This is a genomic window from Pseudomonas sp. JY-Q (assembly GCF_001655295.1).
Lineage (GTDB): Bacteria > Pseudomonadota > Gammaproteobacteria > Pseudomonadales > Pseudomonadaceae > Aquipseudomonas > Aquipseudomonas alloputida.
This window is the reverse complement of sequence record NZ_CP011525.1, coordinates 608,720-627,517: the sequence shown is the minus strand read 5'-3', so window position 1 is coordinate 627,517 and position 18,798 is coordinate 608,720. Positions and strand designations below refer to the sequence as shown.

Annotated in this window: 16 protein-coding genes; 10 read left to right on the top strand and 6 right to left on the bottom strand. The window is 49.5% G+C overall.

Features of this window, described 5'->3' with window-relative positions; genetic code table 11:
* Nucleotide 1: 1 nt before the first annotated feature.
* The 3 genes from AA098_RS02720 to AA098_RS02710 are packed head-to-tail and all read left to right on the top strand — an operon-like array spanning nt 2 to nt 5,039.
* Nucleotides 2-2,428, top strand: a complete 2,427-nt coding sequence (locus AA098_RS02720; protein WP_082916835.1) for a tyrosine-type recombinase/integrase — start codon at nt 2-4, stop codon at nt 2,426-2,428.
* Nucleotides 2,428-4,539 carry a hypothetical protein gene (locus tag AA098_RS02715; protein ID WP_064613808.1) on the top strand — a complete coding sequence of 704 codons (2,112 nt, stop codon included), beginning with the start codon at nt 2,428-2,430 and terminating at the stop codon, nt 4,537-4,539. The genes AA098_RS02720 and AA098_RS02715 overlap by 1 nt, the downstream gene beginning before the upstream one ends.
* Nucleotides 4,536-5,039 carry a hypothetical protein gene (locus AA098_RS02710; RefSeq protein WP_064613807.1) on the top strand — a complete coding sequence of 168 codons (504 nt, stop codon included), beginning with the start codon at nt 4,536-4,538 and terminating at the stop codon, nt 5,037-5,039. Before AA098_RS02715 ends, AA098_RS02710 begins: the two co-directional genes overlap by 4 nt.
* Nucleotides 5,040-5,197: 158 nt before the next feature.
* Here AA098_RS02710 and AA098_RS02705 read toward each other — a convergent pair whose 3' ends face one another.
* On the bottom strand, nt 5,198-7,402 hold the full coding sequence (locus tag AA098_RS02705; protein ID WP_177342663.1) for a metallophosphoesterase: 2,205 nt from the start codon (nt 7,400-7,402) through the stop codon (nt 5,198-5,200).
* Nucleotides 7,403-7,861: 459 nt separating this feature from the next.
* Between AA098_RS02705 and AA098_RS02700 the strand changes: the two genes are divergently transcribed.
* The 6 genes from AA098_RS02700 (at nt 7,862) to AA098_RS02680 (ending at nt 14,723) form a co-directional block, all read left to right on the top strand.
* Entirely contained in the window at nt 7,862-9,166 is a 1,305-nt protein-coding gene (locus AA098_RS02700) for an SIR2 family anti-phage-associated protein (RefSeq protein WP_064613805.1), read from the top strand.
* Nucleotides 9,163-11,019, top strand: coding sequence for an anti-phage-associated helicase HerA (herA, locus tag AA098_RS27820; protein WP_082916834.1), 1,857 nt, complete (start codon nt 9,163-9,165; stop codon nt 11,017-11,019). The genes AA098_RS02700 and herA overlap by 4 nt, the downstream gene beginning before the upstream one ends.
* 41 nt (nt 11,020-11,060) lie before the next feature.
* A complete protein-coding gene (locus AA098_RS02695; RefSeq protein ID WP_064613804.1) occupies nt 11,061-11,636 on the top strand; it encodes a restriction endonuclease in 576 nt (191 codons plus the stop codon).
* Nucleotides 11,637-11,941: 305 nt separating this feature from the next.
* Nucleotides 11,942-12,148: a hypothetical protein gene (locus tag AA098_RS02690; protein ID WP_064613803.1), complete on the top strand. Its 207-nt coding sequence runs from the start codon at nt 11,942-11,944 to the stop codon at nt 12,146-12,148.
* Nucleotides 12,149-12,417: 269 nt separating this feature from the next.
* On the top strand, nt 12,418-13,476 hold the full coding sequence (locus tag AA098_RS02685) for a DUF4062 domain-containing protein (RefSeq protein WP_064615155.1): 1,059 nt from the start codon (nt 12,418-12,420) through the stop codon (nt 13,474-13,476).
* A 266-nt stretch (nt 13,477-13,742) separates the two neighbouring features.
* On the top strand, nt 13,743-14,723 hold the full coding sequence (locus tag AA098_RS02680) for an IS5 family transposase (protein WP_064613796.1): 981 nt from the start codon (nt 13,743-13,745) through the stop codon (nt 14,721-14,723).
* A 295-nt stretch (nt 14,724-15,018) separates the two neighbouring features.
* Here the strand turns inward: AA098_RS02680 and AA098_RS02675 are convergent, their stop codons facing one another.
* The 3 genes from AA098_RS02675 to AA098_RS02665 are packed head-to-tail and all read right to left on the bottom strand — an operon-like array spanning nt 15,019 to nt 16,624.
* Complete coding sequence (locus AA098_RS02675) at nt 15,019-15,537, bottom strand: hypothetical protein (protein WP_064613802.1); 519 nt, start codon at nt 15,535-15,537, stop codon at nt 15,019-15,021.
* A 25-nt stretch (nt 15,538-15,562) separates the two neighbouring features.
* Nucleotides 15,563-16,225, bottom strand: a complete 663-nt coding sequence (locus tag AA098_RS02670) for a hypothetical protein (RefSeq protein ID WP_064613801.1) — start codon at nt 16,223-16,225, stop codon at nt 15,563-15,565.
* Nucleotides 16,226-16,228: 3 nt separating this feature from the next.
* The gene (locus AA098_RS02665) at nt 16,229-16,624 is read right to left on the bottom strand and encodes a hypothetical protein (protein WP_064613800.1); all 396 of its coding nucleotides are present in this window, start codon (nt 16,622-16,624) and stop codon (nt 16,229-16,231) included.
* A 192-nt stretch (nt 16,625-16,816) separates the two neighbouring features.
* Here AA098_RS02665 and AA098_RS02660 point away from each other — a divergent pair, with 192 nt between their 5' ends.
* Nucleotides 16,817-17,134 (top strand): helix-turn-helix domain-containing protein, encoded by a 318-nt coding sequence (locus AA098_RS02660; protein WP_082916832.1) that lies wholly within the window; start codon nt 16,817-16,819, stop codon nt 17,132-17,134.
* 588 nt (nt 17,135-17,722) lie between these two features.
* On the opposite strand, the gene AA098_RS02650 is transcribed toward AA098_RS02660, so the two are convergent.
* Nucleotides 17,723-18,094, bottom strand: a complete 372-nt coding sequence (locus AA098_RS02650) for a hypothetical protein (protein WP_156747499.1) — start codon at nt 18,092-18,094, stop codon at nt 17,723-17,725.
* Nucleotides 18,091-18,576, bottom strand: a complete 486-nt coding sequence (locus tag AA098_RS27815; protein WP_156747498.1) for a DUF4365 domain-containing protein — start codon at nt 18,574-18,576, stop codon at nt 18,091-18,093. Before AA098_RS27815 ends, AA098_RS02650 begins: the two co-directional genes overlap by 4 nt.
* Nucleotides 18,577-18,798 lie beyond the last annotated feature (222 nt).

Sequence of the window (18,798 nt, the reverse complement as noted above, 5' to 3'; positions counted from 1 at the left end):
GATGCTGCCCGAACCCGGCCTAAACTCATTGGATATAACTCCACAAGTGGACGTATCCAAGCAAGCTAAGCGTGATATCGACGTCATCACTCTGTCGATTGAGTCTTGGGCGGAGAAAGTCAGAAAAAGTCGGCAGTCACTACTTACTGTTCAGCTTGGTCAGAAAGGGCCTCCGTGCTTAGCGTATACCTATCTCACACGAGAGTTAGGCTGTGAGGCGAATGTGTATCGGTCACGGGCCGATATCATCAACACTGTTCTCCAAAAAATGATAGATGAGAACATCGTGGTTCTCGGTCATCCTTCTATAGCTAACGAGTGGCGTCGCAAACTGCTGCTTTGGTATGAGGGGCTTTCTGAAACAGAGAAAAAAGAGATCCCAATCTTTGGCCAGGTTATTGCTTCCAAAGCCAGCCTTTATAAGATAGAAGGGATGAAAAACCTGAAATGGGCACGTGCGAATTTCCCATTGGTCGCTGAGACCTACGATTGGATAATTGCTGACCTAAAAAGCCTAGGTGTAATAAAAACCGATTATAAAACTGTTGCTGACAGAGAAACAGAAGCCAAACAAAAAAAGCTAGTCTCACCGAAAAAGCTACCCCATAGAAAGCTACTTCTTGAGCTAAGAGATATCCCTGTATCTTCCTACGAAGACCTGATTGCAGACGCCCCTGATTTTCCGTTCAAGAAACTACTTCATATATTTTCAGCTGCTTCCATGAAAAGCGGTTCGGACTCCACAAAATTTAACTATAGTGAGGGCTTTAGATACACTATAGAACACCTTAAAGAAAATGGACTTACAGGGAGCGAGGACACACGTGAGTATTTTCGCGCCAACTACCTTATTAGTTTTCGAAAATTCCTTGTTGGCAAAATAGAACATAGCGGTCTCTCTACAGGCACTGCCGACTCATTGCTCTCTGCTGTGCGCTCAATGTACAAGCGTGCGATCAAAATCAAAGGGCTCGGGCTGACGACCTTCATTGATATTGAAGGGTTCAAGACGCATCGTAAGACAGAAGAATACAGCCCCTACCCTTCCTCATTACGCAATCAAATTAAGCAGGCGTGCAATAACGAGCGAGCAAAGCTCAACAATCTAGCAAAGGATTATGTTCCCTCCGGCGGTGGGTGTGACCCGGTCGGTGACGATGGGGAGCTAAAGAGGGGGTTTATATCTCTGGAAAACGCTCGCTGGATTTTCGAAAATAAACTCAGCTGTCAGATAATCGGCCCTGGAGCTGCAAACCGCAACAACAAATACGAAAAATGCTTTATAAGAATTATGCAGTATTTAGGCTTAGGCGTGGTCGGAACGTATGAGAGCTGGGGTGTAATCTATCAAATCACGTCTCGACACATGGCTCCCTACATAACTCGGCTTGCTCAAATTACAGGCCTCAATGCCGACTCCCTCAAATCATTGAACGTTGAAGACTTTGTAGAACGTCATGAGCTGACCCAAAGACCGTATCTTCGCTACTGGAAAGAGCGCTCTGACGGAGAAAAACTTTTGCACTTAGACTTGATTGAAGCAGACATGACTTGGCTGACAATCAATCAATGCAAAGAGGTAAAAGAACTCTTCGCGGAAGTTATTTATCTGACACGCAACATCCGGAACCGCGCAGACGACAACATCAAAAGCAAACTATTCATTTATGAATCCAGAAAACAGAATGAGCAAGGCACAATAAAGTCTTTCGAGAATTCCACTGTTATTAATGTGGTAATGAATCAGTTTGCACGCGACCATAAACTAAAAAATGAAGATGGCAGCGACCTGAACATATCAGCGTCTCGACTTAGGCCGAGCTTGGTCGCTGAGCTTATTGAACAAGGTGTTTCTCTGCGAGAGATTCAAGTTATTCTCGGCCACAAGTCCCTGTCTACTACCATACAGTATCTCGACAAGCTCGAATTTAGCAAGACTGCGCGAGACATTCTTGGGACTGCGCTTGCAAAAATACACAAAGAGGCTGTTTCCCAAGAGCCACCGAAAAAGCAGCCTTCGGACGAAACCACTTCGACAGACAACCTAAATCCTTCAATCGCCATTAGCAATGGGCTGATTAAATGTCGAAACGTGTATGATCCCCCTGACGAAATCAAAAAATTACCCACTTACAAAAAAGGGAGCGCCTGTTCGCTACTGAATAAGTGCCTTTCGTGCAGCAACTCAATTATTACATCGTCACACCTGCCCGAGCTTTTCGCAATGCGTCTGGAGTATCAGTCCATGATAGCAACAAGCACAATTGCACAGACTCCTTACGGCGCAATCATCAAAGAAAACCTTGAGATATTGGATAGTATCCTTACACCTTCAGAGCAGGGGTTTAGTGCAGAACAACTTGATGAGGCAGAGCGGCTGTCGGAGCACATCACTACCAGCCCTTTAGTTGAAGGGGTAATACTCTGATGAATTTTGAGACCTTAGTTCGTAAAATAAAGTCCGTGCGACATCATTTCCTTCGGCATTTGGGCAGTGAAATTATCACAACTGTCGCTCATTCCGAAAGTGGCTTAAATGCCCTGAGCTTGATGAATGCGCTGATGGACCTTCCAGTAAGTAAAAAGAGTCGTGTAAAGGATTCTGTTTGGGATTTTGACGACGGGACCACAGCCCTAGCCAGAGATATCCAAGGCGCAAAATCCAGAATTGACTTTGCGGCATACACCAGCCTTAACGCTACAATTCTTTTCGAAATAAAAATGGCCATGCTATGCGCCTTAGAAATACCTGGCGCTCTGCGAATCAGGGCCTCCCCTAAATCTTACAAGCCGCACACTATTCTTGATATATTTAAATCCACCATTCCATTCTTTGAACAAATGTCAGAGCGCAAGCGCTTGGAGCAAGGGGAGGATTTTTTCGAAAACTCATTCTTTAGCCTTTCAGATTTCACAGAAAATGATTATGAAATAGAGGCCAGGCTATTCAAACGCTCTTTTCGCAGCACCACAATGCAGGGGTTTAATATTCTCCGCTCTGACTTCATGCTCGAAAACGTACTTGCGGGCCCGTTAGCTCATGTCGAACTTGAAAGTTTAAGCTGGCAAAGCAATCGACTGAACAACAAGGAAACCAGAAAAAAGCTAAAATGGCTTCCAAATAAAGTATTTGAAAAATGTACTCGTGCAGCATCCTTTGCGGTAGTGGATTTCTTGAAGGCATTACAAGAGAATATTGCCGACACTGAAACTCTGAACCGCGTTAACCTTACCAGTTACGAAGAAGCAAAAAAAGTTAAACTCACGAGAAGATCCTATGACATTTACGTCTCAGTACGGATGGGGTCACGCGGATACAGTGGCAGGCAGATAATTCCATTCCTTTATAAAATGGACCAAAATTACTGGTCCCCGCTCATGCCAGGTCAATTTAAAGACAAGGAAGCCATCACTAAACTTACAAACACTCAGCTTAACAACGACTTTTACGAGTACATAACACACATCAACAATAGCGCCATTTATACAATCACCCAGTACACTGGCATGCGCCCGTCAGAGCTTGCGGGTTGTCTTGCGGAGGATTGCCTGACAAGGGACGTATTTGGTCATTGGCTTATTGTTAGTACTGTCTTTAAGGGTCGAGAGGCGTACGGTAATCTGTTCGAGGACAAGTGGGTGGCAATTCCCGCTGTTCTTGACGCTGTGAAGGCCTTACGTATTCTAAACAGATTCAAGCAGAATCCGTTTCTAATCACGAACATGAACACAATCAAACCTTCTAAGCAAGAAGAAGCTAATTCGGTTAGTGGTTGTGGCCTGGGGCACCAACTCCAAGCATTTCTAATGAAGGTTCTGACACTCGAAGAATTTGAAAGCCTCGATTTCTCGCCCTATACGTTGCGGCACTCACTAGCAAATCAGATGTTCAGAGCGGCGGTGGGACTACCCTTCATTTCCTACCAGCTAAAGCATTTTGGTCACTTGGTTAGTAAGGTGGAACAGCGTCACCGTAAGACGGTTACAGTCGACTACGGCGGTATCGGTGATGCATTGGTCTCGGGGGGAGGCAGAGACGCACCTGCACGCGTTGATGCAGAGAGAGAGTTCATCGTCAATGCATGCGATCCAGATGGCGGATATGCTGGCGATAACGCAGATGCGCACCGCAGTCGCTTGGCAGCCTATTTCAAAGGTTATTTAGAGGCTGGCTACTCAAAAGATGAAATCTTTGATCGAATGGCTGAAATGAATTTTGCGGTTATCAATGTTGGCCAAGGTTACTGTTACGGCGGTGCGTCGGAAGAGCATGATGCTTCACTTCCTTGCATTGGCTCGCTACGGTGCAATCCGAATCGATGTAAGAACGCGGTTGTCACCGAGGCGAATGCTCCCAAGTGGCTTGAAGTTTACATTCAGAACTCACTTGCACTAAAAAAAATCGAAGGTGATTCAACTGAACCTTACCCTGATTTGAGAGCTTCTGGTGAAGTAGCAGACTCAATTGCACAATTAAAACTTGCAATCTCTGAAGCTGAAGGCGTACTGAGAAAGCTTGGCAGGGAGGTATCTATATGAGTTCAGCACCTTACGATAACAAAAACTCTGAAAATTTCGACGCTGTGACCTTCCGCTTAAACGAGGCGCTGGTGCGAATAGAAAAGGACTTTTCACTACCCGCCAAGGTTGCAACACTGGCAAAACTGGCAAATGTTCACCGAAATACAATTTATCAGCGAGAATGGCCAAGGAACGAGCTAGATCGCATAAAAGCAGCAAGAGAACAGGCCGAAAAGAGTCAAGTAACTTACAGAGCCAGTATAAAGTCGCCCGATGAGCTTTTAGAGCTTAGCAAAATGGAGATCCTCTACTGGTTCACTCAGCTAGAAGATGCTAGAGCAAGTAATAAGTCCCTTATGGCCACCAACAAACAGACAGCATCCTCCCGCGACTATTACATGCGCGAGGCTATCAACAACAGGGAAGTTATCAACAGCCTAAAAGGCTACATCTCAAGACTCCAAAGCACAATAGCAGTACTTGAGGATGAAATCATGAAGCTCCAAAGTCGAGATTAAATCCTCAACTGACTATCCCGATAACCTACCGCTGTGATCGAATCTAACCTCACCTGTTTGACAAGCTCGCGAAAAGAGATGCCGCCTTGCTCTCGCTGGTTTGTACCATGCGGTGTTTGCGACATCTCTTTTCGTACCAGGCCTAGCTTTTTGCTTAACTACAATAGAGCAAGCGAAAACGTCTTCACCTTGTGATCTTCCGACTGATAAAATTTTCGGCGGTTAGAGTCAAAAATGTACCGCGCAACTGACACTACTACGTTATCACTACCTTTTTTTCGTCGAATGCTCAATCTATTGTATTGAATTGCCTGTGATCCACGCTCATTAATATTAACTCCAGTGCTACCGCAGCCTACAATCAGTAGTTGCCCACCCCCATCTCCTTGTTGGTTAATCAACTCCTCGTGACCATGATGCCTGTGTCCGTGCAGAACTATATTGAATCCATTGCGGAGAAGTTCTGATTTTATATACCCCGCATCTTGCAATATGTATTCCGGCTTTTTTGTATTTGCCTCTAGAGAATCAACTGGAATAAGATGATGGTGCAGCATCGCTATTTTTAGAGGCTTAGTGCCCTTGCACAATGCATTTACTTCCTCTAAAGCGTTTTGGAACTGACTCTCCCCGATATATCCTCGATGATCCTCTGGCCCCTCCAAAACGCATGAGTTGAAGCCAACAATGACGCAGTTCCATTTCTCGACAAGATCATGAACCTCATAAAGTCGTTCTGGCTCAACTTGATTGTCAATACTAAACCCCAAACCATTCCTGAATCTAATATATGGAGTGAATCCAGCGTAACGAGCCTCGGGGTCGGCCCGCTTCATATCCCAGTTAACGTCATGGTTGCCTGGAATTATCGCGATATTTTTTGACCAGTTACTGACACCGCCGCTAAGGCTCTGCGCCACGCTGGTGATAAACAATGAAGCTTTTCTGAATTCCGACGTGAGGGCCGTCTGAGTGAGATCCCCAGTGACCGCCATGAAGTCCGCAGGCCCATAACTTTGTGCCAAAGAATCTATCAGATACTTTTGAAGCGAAGGTTTGTCCGCTTCTGGAACATGATCACCGGCAATTGGTAGGCTATCAAAGTAGTGATTTGCGCCAAAATGCAAATCAGACACATGGACGAGTGACAACCTCATATCTGAAATTTCTTCAGGCTCCTCCTCTGCCACCGCCTCAAGCCTTGCAGGTGTCGCAGATATGTATGCTTTAAAAAGAGGGTCGGTAATTTTATAGTATTGATCGGAGACCTTTTCCAACTCAGATCCGTAAGCTTCTTTTTGAAGTTCGCCAAGCCAGTATGGAGGGTTATCAATACCTTGGGCTTCAGCTTCAGGATAGATGGTTCCCGTACTAACTACATCATCTTTCTGAAGGGCAATAATTCGAAGAAACCTCTCCCGAACCTTCGCGCTACCAATTGCTTTTAGATACCTCGACTCCAATGAGCTATCAATACTTTCTGTGACAATTTGTTGGAGCGCCTCATCAATCAAATCCTGCGAGATTGATGATTTCTTTTTTTGAAAAGCAACTCTTAACGCTTGCTTCCCAATAAGATGGAGCAGGTATGGATGACCACTAACTAGCTTTACAAGGTTTTGGACTGCTTCTATTTCAAAAGTTATCTCGTTTGACAAGTAGTCCTGAGCTTTCGATATAATTATAGACAGCTCTTCCTCAGTCATATTTGGCACTCGCAGAGTGCCAGTACTGAGCTGCCTCTTTATTGACTCATGATCTCTAACCAATTCCTGTTCAGTTTTACCAATCCCTGTAACAACAAATACACATTTTGCAGGATTTGCTTTGATAAGCGATGCGAACCCGGAATGGTCATCAATCAACTCAAATTCATCGATAAATATTGCCAGTCCATTTTCGGTGAGGGCTGAAATTAGCGAGACGCGCTGCCAGAAATCAGAAACCAACTTGGGATTCAATTCACCTTCTAGTTCATACCCGCCAACTTCGTCGAGACCAAGCAAGCCCGACCACTGGGCCAGCGCCGACTCATCAATTAACAGCCTGTATAGTAGTTGGTTGATGTTTCGAACAGATGAGTCCCGTACAAAAAAACATGTGACGAAGTCAAATTTTTCATTAACCAAATCAGATTCGATAGATTTTAGTAAGTCATTTTTTCCTGAAGCAATTATTGCCAATTGTCTTGCCAGAGAGGACTTACCAATACCCCGATTCCCATGGATGAAAATATGGTCGCAGGAAAGCAATAGCTCTGCACCCTGCTCTAGTTGTTTTTTTCTACCTGAGAACCTTTCTGGGTCAGAAATCTCTTTAGCAGGTTGAAATGCCTCCAAGATGTTTTTGATCGCAACTGCCATTTTTGAAGCGTCCTTGTCTTTGATTCTGATGATCTGGCGGCATTTTGCCATCTAGCATCACGCTCTTCCAGCTAGTCTCGAATCCCCGAATCTTTTTTAAACCTCTAGGAGCCAAATTGGATGGCATCAGGCCTTGTCGTGGACGACCATACTCTGAGAGCGGTCTGTCGTCCGAGGCTGCCTTCAACCCAGCCTGTGTGAGAACACCGGCGATTGTCTAACCTTCTGATCGTCGAGATCGTGGCGGGTCGATCATGAAGCTGTTCATTGAGGGTGAGGGTCGAACACGCATAGCAGCTACAGCAAATAGACCCTCGGTGATTCGGCGAAGCCGGTTTTATACATACCGATAGCGATGTGGACAGTGTGATGGCAATTCAGTAGCCTCCATGAAGCCTTCCACGCCTCAGGCTGCATGGGGCACAAAGGGACTGGTCCAGCGTTTTTTCGGAGGTCAGGATGCCGTTTGCCGCAATTCGTGGTGGTACTGCTCTATCGGATGAAACCGAGCTTGAGGCATATCTCGCCTCGCTACTAAGACTAGAAAACGTCGGCCTACTTCTAGGAGCAGGCGCCTCAGTAGCTGCTGGCGGTCACACGATGATCGCTCTTTGGACTGACTTCATCAGAACGTCGCCCGACGAAGCTGCCTGGATGGTTGAGTATGGATTCATCGCCGAGAATGCAACCTCGCTTCCTAGGCCCACCACACCCAACTTCGAACACCTAATCGATAGCATCGAAATCGCCCTCTCTGACTGGACTAGGCAGATGGGCATGTTCGGAGATAATCCAATTGAGTACGAGCCAGGCGAGCAAGAGCTGGAGAACAAACTCAGCCGCCTCAAAAGCGTCAAAGCAGCGCTTTTCAGATCGGTCGTCAACGCGGCCTTGCTCCGTCGAGAGTGGTGGCTCTCCCCTAGTGGGGTTGAGTCACACGACGAAGGCCTCGCAAGCCAGCGGACGATTCTCCAGAAGCTAGTTTCAGCTCGCCAACCGGGTCAATCGTCCCCCTGGGTGTTCACCACAAATTACGACCTCGCTATCGAGTGGGCTGCTGAGTCCATTGATCTTCAGGTCTCAAATGGCTTCCTAGGTACGCATACCCGTCGCTTCTCTCCGCAGAGCTTCGACCTTGGCTTCCGGAATACACAAGCCAGGGGCGAAGCTAGATTCGGTGTTTACAACATTTATCTCGCCAAACTGCACGGATCACTCACCTGGAAGGAAGAGAGTGGCCAGGTATTCGAGGTGTCTGCGCCTCTCGCCCATCAACGTATTGAGACATTCATGGGCGAGCGAGACGGCTCTGACCTCGGCCTGATGGTGATGCCACGAGCAGCAAAGTACATGGACACCATCGGCTATGTTTTGGGTGAGCTTTTCCGCAGATTTGCAGAGTTTATGTCTAAACCGCAAAGCTGCTTGATCTTGTGCGGCTATGGGTTCGGAGATGAGCACATAAATCGATTGATTCGGTCCGCTCTCCTAAACCCCACGCTTCAATTGGTCATCTACTCATCGGGTTTCAATGGTGATCCAACAGACGTGAATCTGCCACCGGCCCTCAGGAAACTGCTTTCACTGAAGAACCCCCGCATAACTGTGGTGGGTGGTGGTGGTGCTTTCGCATATATCGACTCCTTGGCGCGCCACCTACCTGATCCTCTGATCTACGACGAGGACATGCGTAACTTTGAGAAAGCCCTGAGGGACGAACGAGAGGCCCAAGAACGGGAAATTGCGCAGGGGGGGCAGCTATGAGAGGACGCTTACCTGTTGGCTATGTGGTCCGGATTGAGGGCTCAGATGTCACACTCAACTTGCTCGACATGCACCGTGGACAGTTAGCGTCTCATGCTCAAGGCGTATCGTCTGTGACCGAGGTTGGAAGCCTTCTAGTGCTGGATGCGGGTAGTCGTGCGTTGGTGATGAAGGTTGTGTCCCTTAGCTTTGATGAGCCTCGTGAGGCGCATCGGTTGGGAATAGGGTCCAGCACTCATCAGACCGAACCGCTGCGCAATATTTCAGGGGCCGTCGTTGGGCGGCTCTCCAGGGAGCAAGGCAAAGCGCGCTTCACAAGCGACTCACTCGCAACCCCTCCGCTCGGAGCTGAAGCCTTCCCTCTAAGTACCGAGGAATTGGCAGCAATCCTGTGCTGTGATGATCAGGACGACATTCCACTCAAGCTGGGTGATGACTTACGTGGCGGCGGCAGCTTGAATGTTGGTCTCAAAAATCTGATCTCCAGGCATGTCGCAGTACTGGGTAGCTCTGGCCAGGGTAAGAGCTGTTTTACAGCAGCCGTACTCCAGCAAATAGTGAACCTGCCCAGCGCACGGATCGTTGTTTTTGACATCAACGGAGAGTACGAAGCAGCGCTAAACCTTCCTGAGCTTCCAGAAGGTGCCGTGAAATGTACAACCATAGGTGGGCCAGGAGAGGACACCTTCAAGATTCCGTACTACGCACTCGGACGGCACGGACTCAACCGACTGCTGATTCCCAGCGAAAAAACACAGCGGCCAGCGCTAACCTTTGCCTTGGAACACCTCCACCAAGTGAGATGGTTCGCCCAACCTAGAGGGGCTGGGCTAGCGAACGACGCACAGCCCTTCCTTTTCGACGACTGCCGCCAAGGAGGAGCCGCTGAAGCCGATAGTCGGATTCAGCAGATCCGCAGTGGTCGAGCTGAAGCCGCTCGGGTGTGGCCTCATATGGCCGCTCTCGCCTCACTCGTAGCTGAAAGCCATGGGATACAACCTTCAAGGAATGGGGCAGAGAGAAACGCCTTCAGTTACTCGAACGTTTCCCCGCTGATTACTAGGATCAACCGATTCGCTGAAGACCCTATGTTCCGTGCTGTTGTGGACGTAGAGGGTGGCGAGGGGTCCGGGGCAGCGCTTGATTGGGCGCAGGAAGCCACCAATTTGGTCGAACAGATCTTTGGTGGTCAGGATGTTCCTTGGCGGGCGCACATCATCAACCTTCGGCATTTATCACATGACCTGACTCCCTTTGTTCTGGGGTCACTGTTGGAGCTTTACGCATACGAGCTTTTCCGCAGAGGCCAGGAAAACAAAATTCCCACCCTGCTCGTTCTGGAGGAAGCCCACCATTACTTGCGTCCCATCGGTTCTGGTGACGATGCCGGTGAAAACTCCCTTGCTTATGAACGACTGGCCAAAGAAGGCAGGAAGTTCGGCCTAGCGCTTTGGCTGAGTACGCAAAGACCCTCAGAGATATCTCCCACTGTTCTTTCGCAATGCAACAACTGGATCTCCTTCAGACTGACCTCTGAAAAGGACCTTGCGGCTATCCAGTCAGCCAGTGAATGGGCTGATCGACGAGAAATCCGTCGTATCGCAGGTCTACCGCGTCAAACGGCAATTGCTTTTGGGGGAAGCATCGCAATGCCGACGCTGATCCGTGCTGCCGATGCGTCCCCAACTCCACACTCTAGTGATGCTGATTTCAGTGGCTGGGCAACCAGAAGGCCTGATGCGCAGCCTCCACAGCCAGCAGCGCCTCCGCCACCTCCACCGGCTCCGGCTCCGCCACCACTGCCATGGAATCCACCACCAGCACCTGCATTTGACGATGATGTGCCCTTCTAGGGTGAACACCATTCTCAACCACAAGATGATCAGAATGTTTCTTGGAGGAAGGCTTGTTCGGATCACAATTTCCGCCCCCCCATACATCCCCAGCAGATTTTGAGCGCCAAGTCCGTGCAATGCTCGATGCGATGGGGCACCAGGTACTTGAATATAGGTCAGAGCATCAGGAGGTCGTTCAAGGTTTGGATGGGGAGTACGAGATTGATGTCACGGTCCGATTTTTGGCATTCGGGATGAATTTCTTGGTTCTAATCGAATGTAAGCATCACAAAAATCGAATTAAACGCGAGGTGTTACAGGTATTGCAGAGCCGGGTGGCCTCTGTAGGCGCACAAAAAGGTATCGTGTTTTCCACCGCTGGATTTCAATCTGGTGCAATTGAATATGCGAAAGCACACGGCCTCGGGACCGTTCAGGTGGTGGATGGTCGTAGCATCTACCTAACGCGATCCTTTCAGGCTGAGCCAGTGGAGCCCCAACCATTTGTGGATGATCCGGTGCTGGCTGGGTGGTTGACGGATGGGAAGCACTTTTCACTTGTGTCTGCGGACTATGGGAATGGACTCGCTGATTTCATTTTTGGCCACAAAGAGCCACAGCGTCCATTGGGTTAGAGCCAAAAGGCAGCATGATATCGAGGCCTCTACGAACTGCACCTAACCCATAGCTGCCCATGATGCCAGCTTTGCACTGTCATCATCCCTCCGCTAGCGTCCTATGATGATTCAACTCAGGGGGATGGACAGATCATGACACGATCATTGAAAGCCATGACTAAAGCTAGGGAACCGCTGCCACGCCAAGCTCTTGAAGGAGTAAGGACGTATCACTACGCTGAAGATGGCGGGTTACCTGCGGAGGTTCCAGGTGCTGGAAACCGGCAGCTTCCCCGTGCTGATTCAGTAAAACCGGAGCACTGATGTCCAAACTGCCCGAGATCTTGCTGCCCGGTCACCCGGCCTACATCGAGGCAGTTGAGGCAATGCGCCGCTACCACGAGGCTCAGGATGCAGGCGCCCCTGCAAACGAAGTGGAAAGATTGCGGCTGATTGCCGAATCTCTGTTCCAGGCTGTAACCGACTACCAGATGAAGGCTTTCGGCAAGGGCGGCAGAGCTACCCATTAAGCGACACTCGCTCGTGTGATGCTTGCTCCTGTAATGGCCGCTTTCGACCCATAGCTGCCCATTAGCATCAATACTCTGACCCCGATAGTTCTCCCTTCCATGAATGGTGAGGAGGCTTGAACCCGTATATTCGCGCAGAAAATCCGAAACGGTGCCTGTAGCGTGGCTTAAGGGGAGACAGACGTGATAGACACGCGCTAGATTAGCTCGCATGACGCACCTAAGTAAGACAGTTAAGACTAAAAATCGCACGAAGAGAGGGATTGCACGTGGATAAGAGGTACCAGGTTTTCGTAAGTTCGACCTTTCTCGACTTGCAAGAAGAACGGCAAGAAGTCATGCAGGCACTGCTTGAGCTAGATTGCATACCCTCGGGAATGGAGCTATTTCCAGCGGCCAATGAGGACCAGTGGAGCCTCATCAAAAAAGTCATTGACGACTGTGATTACTATATCGTCGTACTGGCAGGACGATACGGCTCTGTGGGGCCAAACGGCTTGAGCTACACAGAGATGGAATATCGCTATGCAACGGAAATTGGTAAGCCTGTAATTGGCTTCGTTCATCGTGAGCCCGGCTCGCTTGTCGCAGACAAATGCGAGCAGACGGAAGCTGGCAGAGAAAAGCTAATGGCCTTCCGTGAATTGGCGCAGAGGAAAATGTGCCGATTCTGGGTCAGTCCAGCAGACCTGGGCAGCCAGGTCAGTCGCAGTCTTATCAAACTCATCAAGAGTCACCCGGCAATCGGCTGGGTTCGCGGCGATCAGGTTCCGAACGAGGGCGCCCTAGAGGAAATGCTTACTCTGCGCCGGCGAATCGAAGAATTGGAGCATGAAATCCAGTCCGCACGAGTTACTCCGCCAGAGGGTGCGGCGGAGTTAGCACATGGCGCAGACAAGTTCGATATCGCTTACACCTTTGTTGCATCGCCGACGAAGTGGGATCATGACGGCGTTGGGTATGAGGCTGCTCTTTCTGTCGAATGGGACGAAATATTCTTCGCTCTTTCGCCACACATGATCGATGAGGCCAAGGACTCAACGCTAGTTCAAGCCCTCACCGCGATGATCAGGGAACTCGCGACTGAACAATATAAGGACGATAAAGATATAGGGGGCTTAAACCTAATAAGCTTCAAAGTCTCTCCTGATGACTACCAAACCATCAAGGTGCAGTTGCGGGCCGTCGGACTTATCACTCAGAGCAGCAAGAACAGAAGCGTGAAAGACACCGCGACCTATTGGACCCTGACACCTTATGGTGACACCGTTATGACCAGGTTGCGTGCGATTCGCAGGCCGCGGTTGACGAAGGAAAACCTCTTATAACTCGAAACCATATTTTGCTGAGTGGATCAATGTAAAAGCTCAAGTCTACTACCGTCAACTCGCAGCTTCGGGGAGACCATCGCGGATGCGACGGGCTGCAATGGGTCGTTAGCGCCCCCTCAATCATCCGCTATCGCCGCCACAGCTCCGATATCAGTTTAGGCACTGGAGTGCTTCAGCCTTCTATAATGTTGAAGCTAAGGAAATCCTGAAAAAGACTTCCTGATTTTGGCAAAATACCCGGACTCCACCCGCCGAGTTTTCCGATGAAGCAAATGACCTTCGCCGACGCCGAGTACGCCGGCAAGCGCAAGCAGACCCGCAAAGAGCTGTTCCTGATCGAGATGGATCAGGTGGTGCCGTGGAAGGGGTTGATTGCCCTGATCGAGCCGCACTACCCGAAGGGTGAAGGCGGTCGTCCGGCGTATCCGTTGATGGCGATGCTGCGCATACATCTGATGCAGAATTGGTTTGGCTACAGCGATCCGGCGATGGAGGAAGCGCTGTACGAGACCACCATCCTGCGCCAGTTCGCCGGGTTGAGCCTGGAACGCATTCCTGATGAAACCACCATCCTCAACTTCCGTCGCCTGCTGGAAAAACATGAACTGGCGGCCGGCATCCTCGGTGTGATCAACGGTTACCTGGGTGATCGTGGTCTGTCGCTGCGCCAGGGCACCATCGTCGATGCCACACTGATCCATGCGCCGAGTTCGACCAAGAACAAGGACGGCAAGCGCGACCCGGAAATGCACCAGACCAAGAAAGGCCAGCAGTTCTACTTCGGCATGAAGGCGCACATCGGCGTGGATGACGAGTCGGGCCTGGTGCACAGCGTGGTGGGTACGGCGGCCAACGTTGCGGACGTTACTCAGGTCGACAAGTTGCTGCATGGCGACGAGAACGTGGTTTGTACGGACGCGGGCTACACCGGCGTTGAGAAACGTCCAGAGCATGTCGATCGTAAGGTTATCTGGCAGGTGGCGGCACGCCGCAGCACCTACAAGAAACTCGATAAGCGCAGCGCGTTGTACAAGGCCAAGCGCAAGATCGAGAAGGCCAAGGCCCAGGTGCGCGCCAAGGTCGAGCATCCATTTCGCGTGATCAAGCGGCAGTTTGGCTACACCAAGGTGCGTTTCCGGGGGCTGGTGAAGAACACCGCGCAACTGGTGACGCTGTTCGCCCTGTCGAACCTATGGATGGCACGCCGACATTTACTGACGAATGCAGGAGAGGTGCGCTTGTAATGCAGAAAATGGCGCGGCGAGGTGCTCGCTGGGGCCAGAAACACCGAAATAAGCGGGCGATTTGATCGTTTTTTGATCGGTTTACCGCTTTCAAAATCAGCGTAGGCTGAAGTCAGTCAGAAATACAGGGCTATTTCAGACCATCCCTAAGTCCGAAGCGAACCGGGGCCACAAACCCCGGATTCGTGAGCCACGGCGCCGAAGGGCTCTCCCTACGACGCCTTCTTTTTTAAAGGCACGGTCTTAAGAACATCGATTTTTAGTCTCAGGCTAGCTCGACAATGACGGGATATGGTCACACAAGCTCTGATCGGCGAGACCTATAATTAAACTCACAGTCAATCTTGAACTTCTCAAGAAGATCATCCACAGCAAGGGATAACCTGGGCTCCTCAAAAAGTTCTAGATCCGTGAAGCTGACTGCCACAGCCAGCCGCATTTGATCTTCGCCTAGTTCGTTTGGATCGAAAGGCCAGATTTGCAATCTGCTAATATTCTCATAGTGGCTTCGCACATCTTTGGCTTCTAGTATCGGCCAGTCCATTTGCCGCCAGCGACTCATCTCGATACCGAAGGTTGGATGATCTAGGTCCCCCAACATTGTATGGTCGCATAAGAAGCTATCCGCAACCCGACGTAACCCATCAGTAGAAAAATCTCTGACATATACATCAGCCAGCCTGGGGGATGATATGATGCTACGAAGCATAAACAGGGGAGAGCGGCCTCTTACTTTCCACAGCTTATTGAGCCGATCTGTCGCTATCAGAAGGGCGTCTGCATCATTTGCGAGAATTAGCTTAGGGACTTGCATGGGCACTCCAGATGACGATTCATGCTTAAGCCTTTTTATTCAAAAGCCCTTTTATATACGAACTCAGCTTCTCAAATTGCTGATCAGCAGTCATATCAATTGGCCGCTGCCCTTCTAAATCTTCGATGTTTCCAAAAGCCCAACTAAAGCCAAGTTCCGAATCGCCACCATTAATCCTCGTTGCTCCACGAAGAATTTCCAGTCGACGAATCTTGCACATAGACTCCTGCTCCTCGGCCCGTCGCATAACGTCCTCAGGCGCCTTGTAAATGGTCGTAACCGCCCTGCTATTGGGCTTATTCAGCGGAGCGCTCGACCATAATTTCATATCGAAATCTACAGTGAATATGTGATACACATTAATGTGGTCATCCGTATGCTCAACAACCCGGTCTATCTGCTTTAACAGGCTCTGTTTGCTTCCCCACGACTGATTGACGTGCGCTGGGGTAACAAGATACGCCTCTTCGTAGCGAACATCCGCGTTGACGTTCAGATGCATATTATGCAGCTCGGATGTTTCACTCACTATTAGGGTTTTACTTTCTACTGGCTGGCCGTTTTTCAATATCGTCTGTGTCAAATGAATCCAAGAGCAGTTGTTTCCTAGGATCACAAAGCGCCACTCGTGAAATCTTTGATCACTCAGCAATGATTTTTTTTGCGCAGAAGGATGAGTGAGAAGCATCGGTCATATCCCGTCGTTCAGTTTCTTCTCGCAGCTCTCGCAAGCCGTCTTGATCCAGCCAAGGAGCAGTCTCTTTTTAGATCCTGGGCACCCACAAATTTCACAAATACAATTTGAGAACTCCTGTGCCATGTCAATGAGACCGCGAACGTAATCATCGCCATTGAGGTGGCTGATGCTCAGGCTTCCGTCTTTCTCTTTGATTTGCACAATTGTCACTTGCGAGGATTCCAGATTATTAATCCTGCCTTGGATTTTTGAGCACAACCTGTCGATAAGGGGTAGCCAACCTACCTCACACTGGACGCCCCAATAGGGCACCCCTACGGGATTCCGCTTGCTTTGCCTAAACAACTCGGAATATCGACCTATCAGATCATCTTCATCGCGTTTTTCCACAAGCGCCTCCTTGGTGAGGTCCTGAATGGATCATCAAACCGCCTCTCTGCGTGCGCCCTGGCCAACCTCATCAGGGCGGCTGCGAGCGGGCACGATGCAGAGAAATCGGCGCCACTGACGAACCGGAAGCATTGTTCCGGTAACAGTGATCGGAAGCATACTTCCTGTTCGGGGAGGCGCGCAAGGTGTTGAATGCTCCGTTTTGAGCACGCGAAAATGGAGAACAACCTGGCTTTCGGCCTAGCGTTCAAGCGCCTGCGGTTGCTGAAGGGGATGACCCAAGAGGACTTCTCCTCGGTCGTCAGCGAGCGTTACATCCGCATGCTCGAACGAGGCCAGTATTCGCCGTCTCTTTCCACAATCGTGGGGCTGGCGGACGTCCTAGGCATAGGTGCCGTATCGCTCGTCGCTTTGGTTGAGGCGGAATCAGCAGGAGAAGAGGCTACTGTGGTTGCGAGGGAGGCCTTAGTCGAGCTGATGGAGCTTGTTCAGACCCTCGGCCCCCTGTGAAACCACCTTCGCGGGTGGTGGCAGGGCAACAAAGCCTTGCTCGGATGGTTGCAAAAATTCTTGCTCATCCCATCGAGTCAAGCTCAGTCCTTACGCTACAAGGAGCAGAACGGAAAGGTCTCGGCTGAAGATTAGAAATCAGCACATGGCTTTTGACTGCGGTGGCCATCTGACGCTCCCGGAGGAGTCAGCAGCCCAATCGCAGGAATTGGTCGTCAGCCTACATAGGTGCTACCGACACGACTTCAGCGTATCGATATTTCTTTCTTGCTACCTTCAAAGCGTTTTGCTGAGCCAGAAGGGAACTCAACGTGTCTGTTTGGTATATAAACTCAAATCTCTGCCCTTCAAAATCATTACCGACGTGTAAGACCACCGTAAGCCCTGGCGTATAAGACTTTGACATCTTACTCTTGGCCTTGGCTGGGGCTTGATGATTCGGCGTAGCGCTGGCTGTCTTCTCGGCAGATCCAAAAAGCGCTTGGCGCATCTCCTCTTCCGTTAAATTTTGATGCATGGTGCCTCTCACTGAACTTGATTAATCGCGTAGCTGCCTGCAATCGCCAAAGGCTAGAGAATTTACGGTTATTATGGAGTCAGGCCAAAGTCTGGCATGTCCAGCAGTCGTGTTGTAGCCGGGAATAGAACTCGCTTTTGAAGCCTAGGATCAAGCATCACCTCAGCAGCATTGTCCTTTATCCTTACAAAATAAACAGGTCGCTTTACGACTTCTGACAATCGCCTCGCCTCACTTGCCAATTTCACACTAAACCTAGGTCTATCCGGCAACACGTCGATCAAAACGTAGAATGTGTCATATTCATCTCCAACAAGCTTTTCAGCCTTTATATCGAAATAATTCTCACCAGCACGTACATCTCTATAAACCTCGAAGTCCTTATAGGCAAGTGCAAGCGAAACAGCAAGTTTGGCGCGTTCCACGCGCACAGGGCTAGTCATTTATCGACCCCAAATTTAGATACAAAGTTATCAAGTTTGCTTGCATGGTGTGCTCGAACCTCGTCACGTAGCGATTCCAGCGTCACATCACAATTGAGATCGTGCAGTCTTGGCACGAGAGAAACACCAGCATGTCTGTTCTTATCAATTGCAATAAAGAATATTTCTCTATTACGGCCCGGCGCATCATCAACTGCCACGAGGTAAACAGGAACCTTCCGACTATGTGCAGCACTTACTTCAGCAGCTTTGAATCTAGCCGGGATACTTCCTGTTGATTTTGCTGCCTTTGTTGATTTGACTTGGATCATAAAAAACTCTCCAGTCTCTTGTTCATCCCCGTCAAGCAAGTTTACCATAAAATCAAGCAAATTCGCTTTCTCACCCAAGTGCCTCACAAAAAACAAAGGTTTCCCATTAACGTCCCGCATCATGCTGAAGCCCACACTGAACTCACCACGAGCACCTGTTACGTCACTCACAAAACCCCCAAAGAAAGCATAGTTTCAATATTTAGATGAGACCAGAGAGACTTCCTCTACCCAGCGTGAATACGATAGAAGTCTCCGCACCCATGCGTTCCTGCTGAAGGATAATCTCATGTGAAGCTGCTGCCAAACCACAAATCTTAGCACCAAAGGCTTTGGTGGCCAGGGGACGTTCTCAGTGACAGCGATACGGCTTTCGGTCCCTGAGAAGCCAAG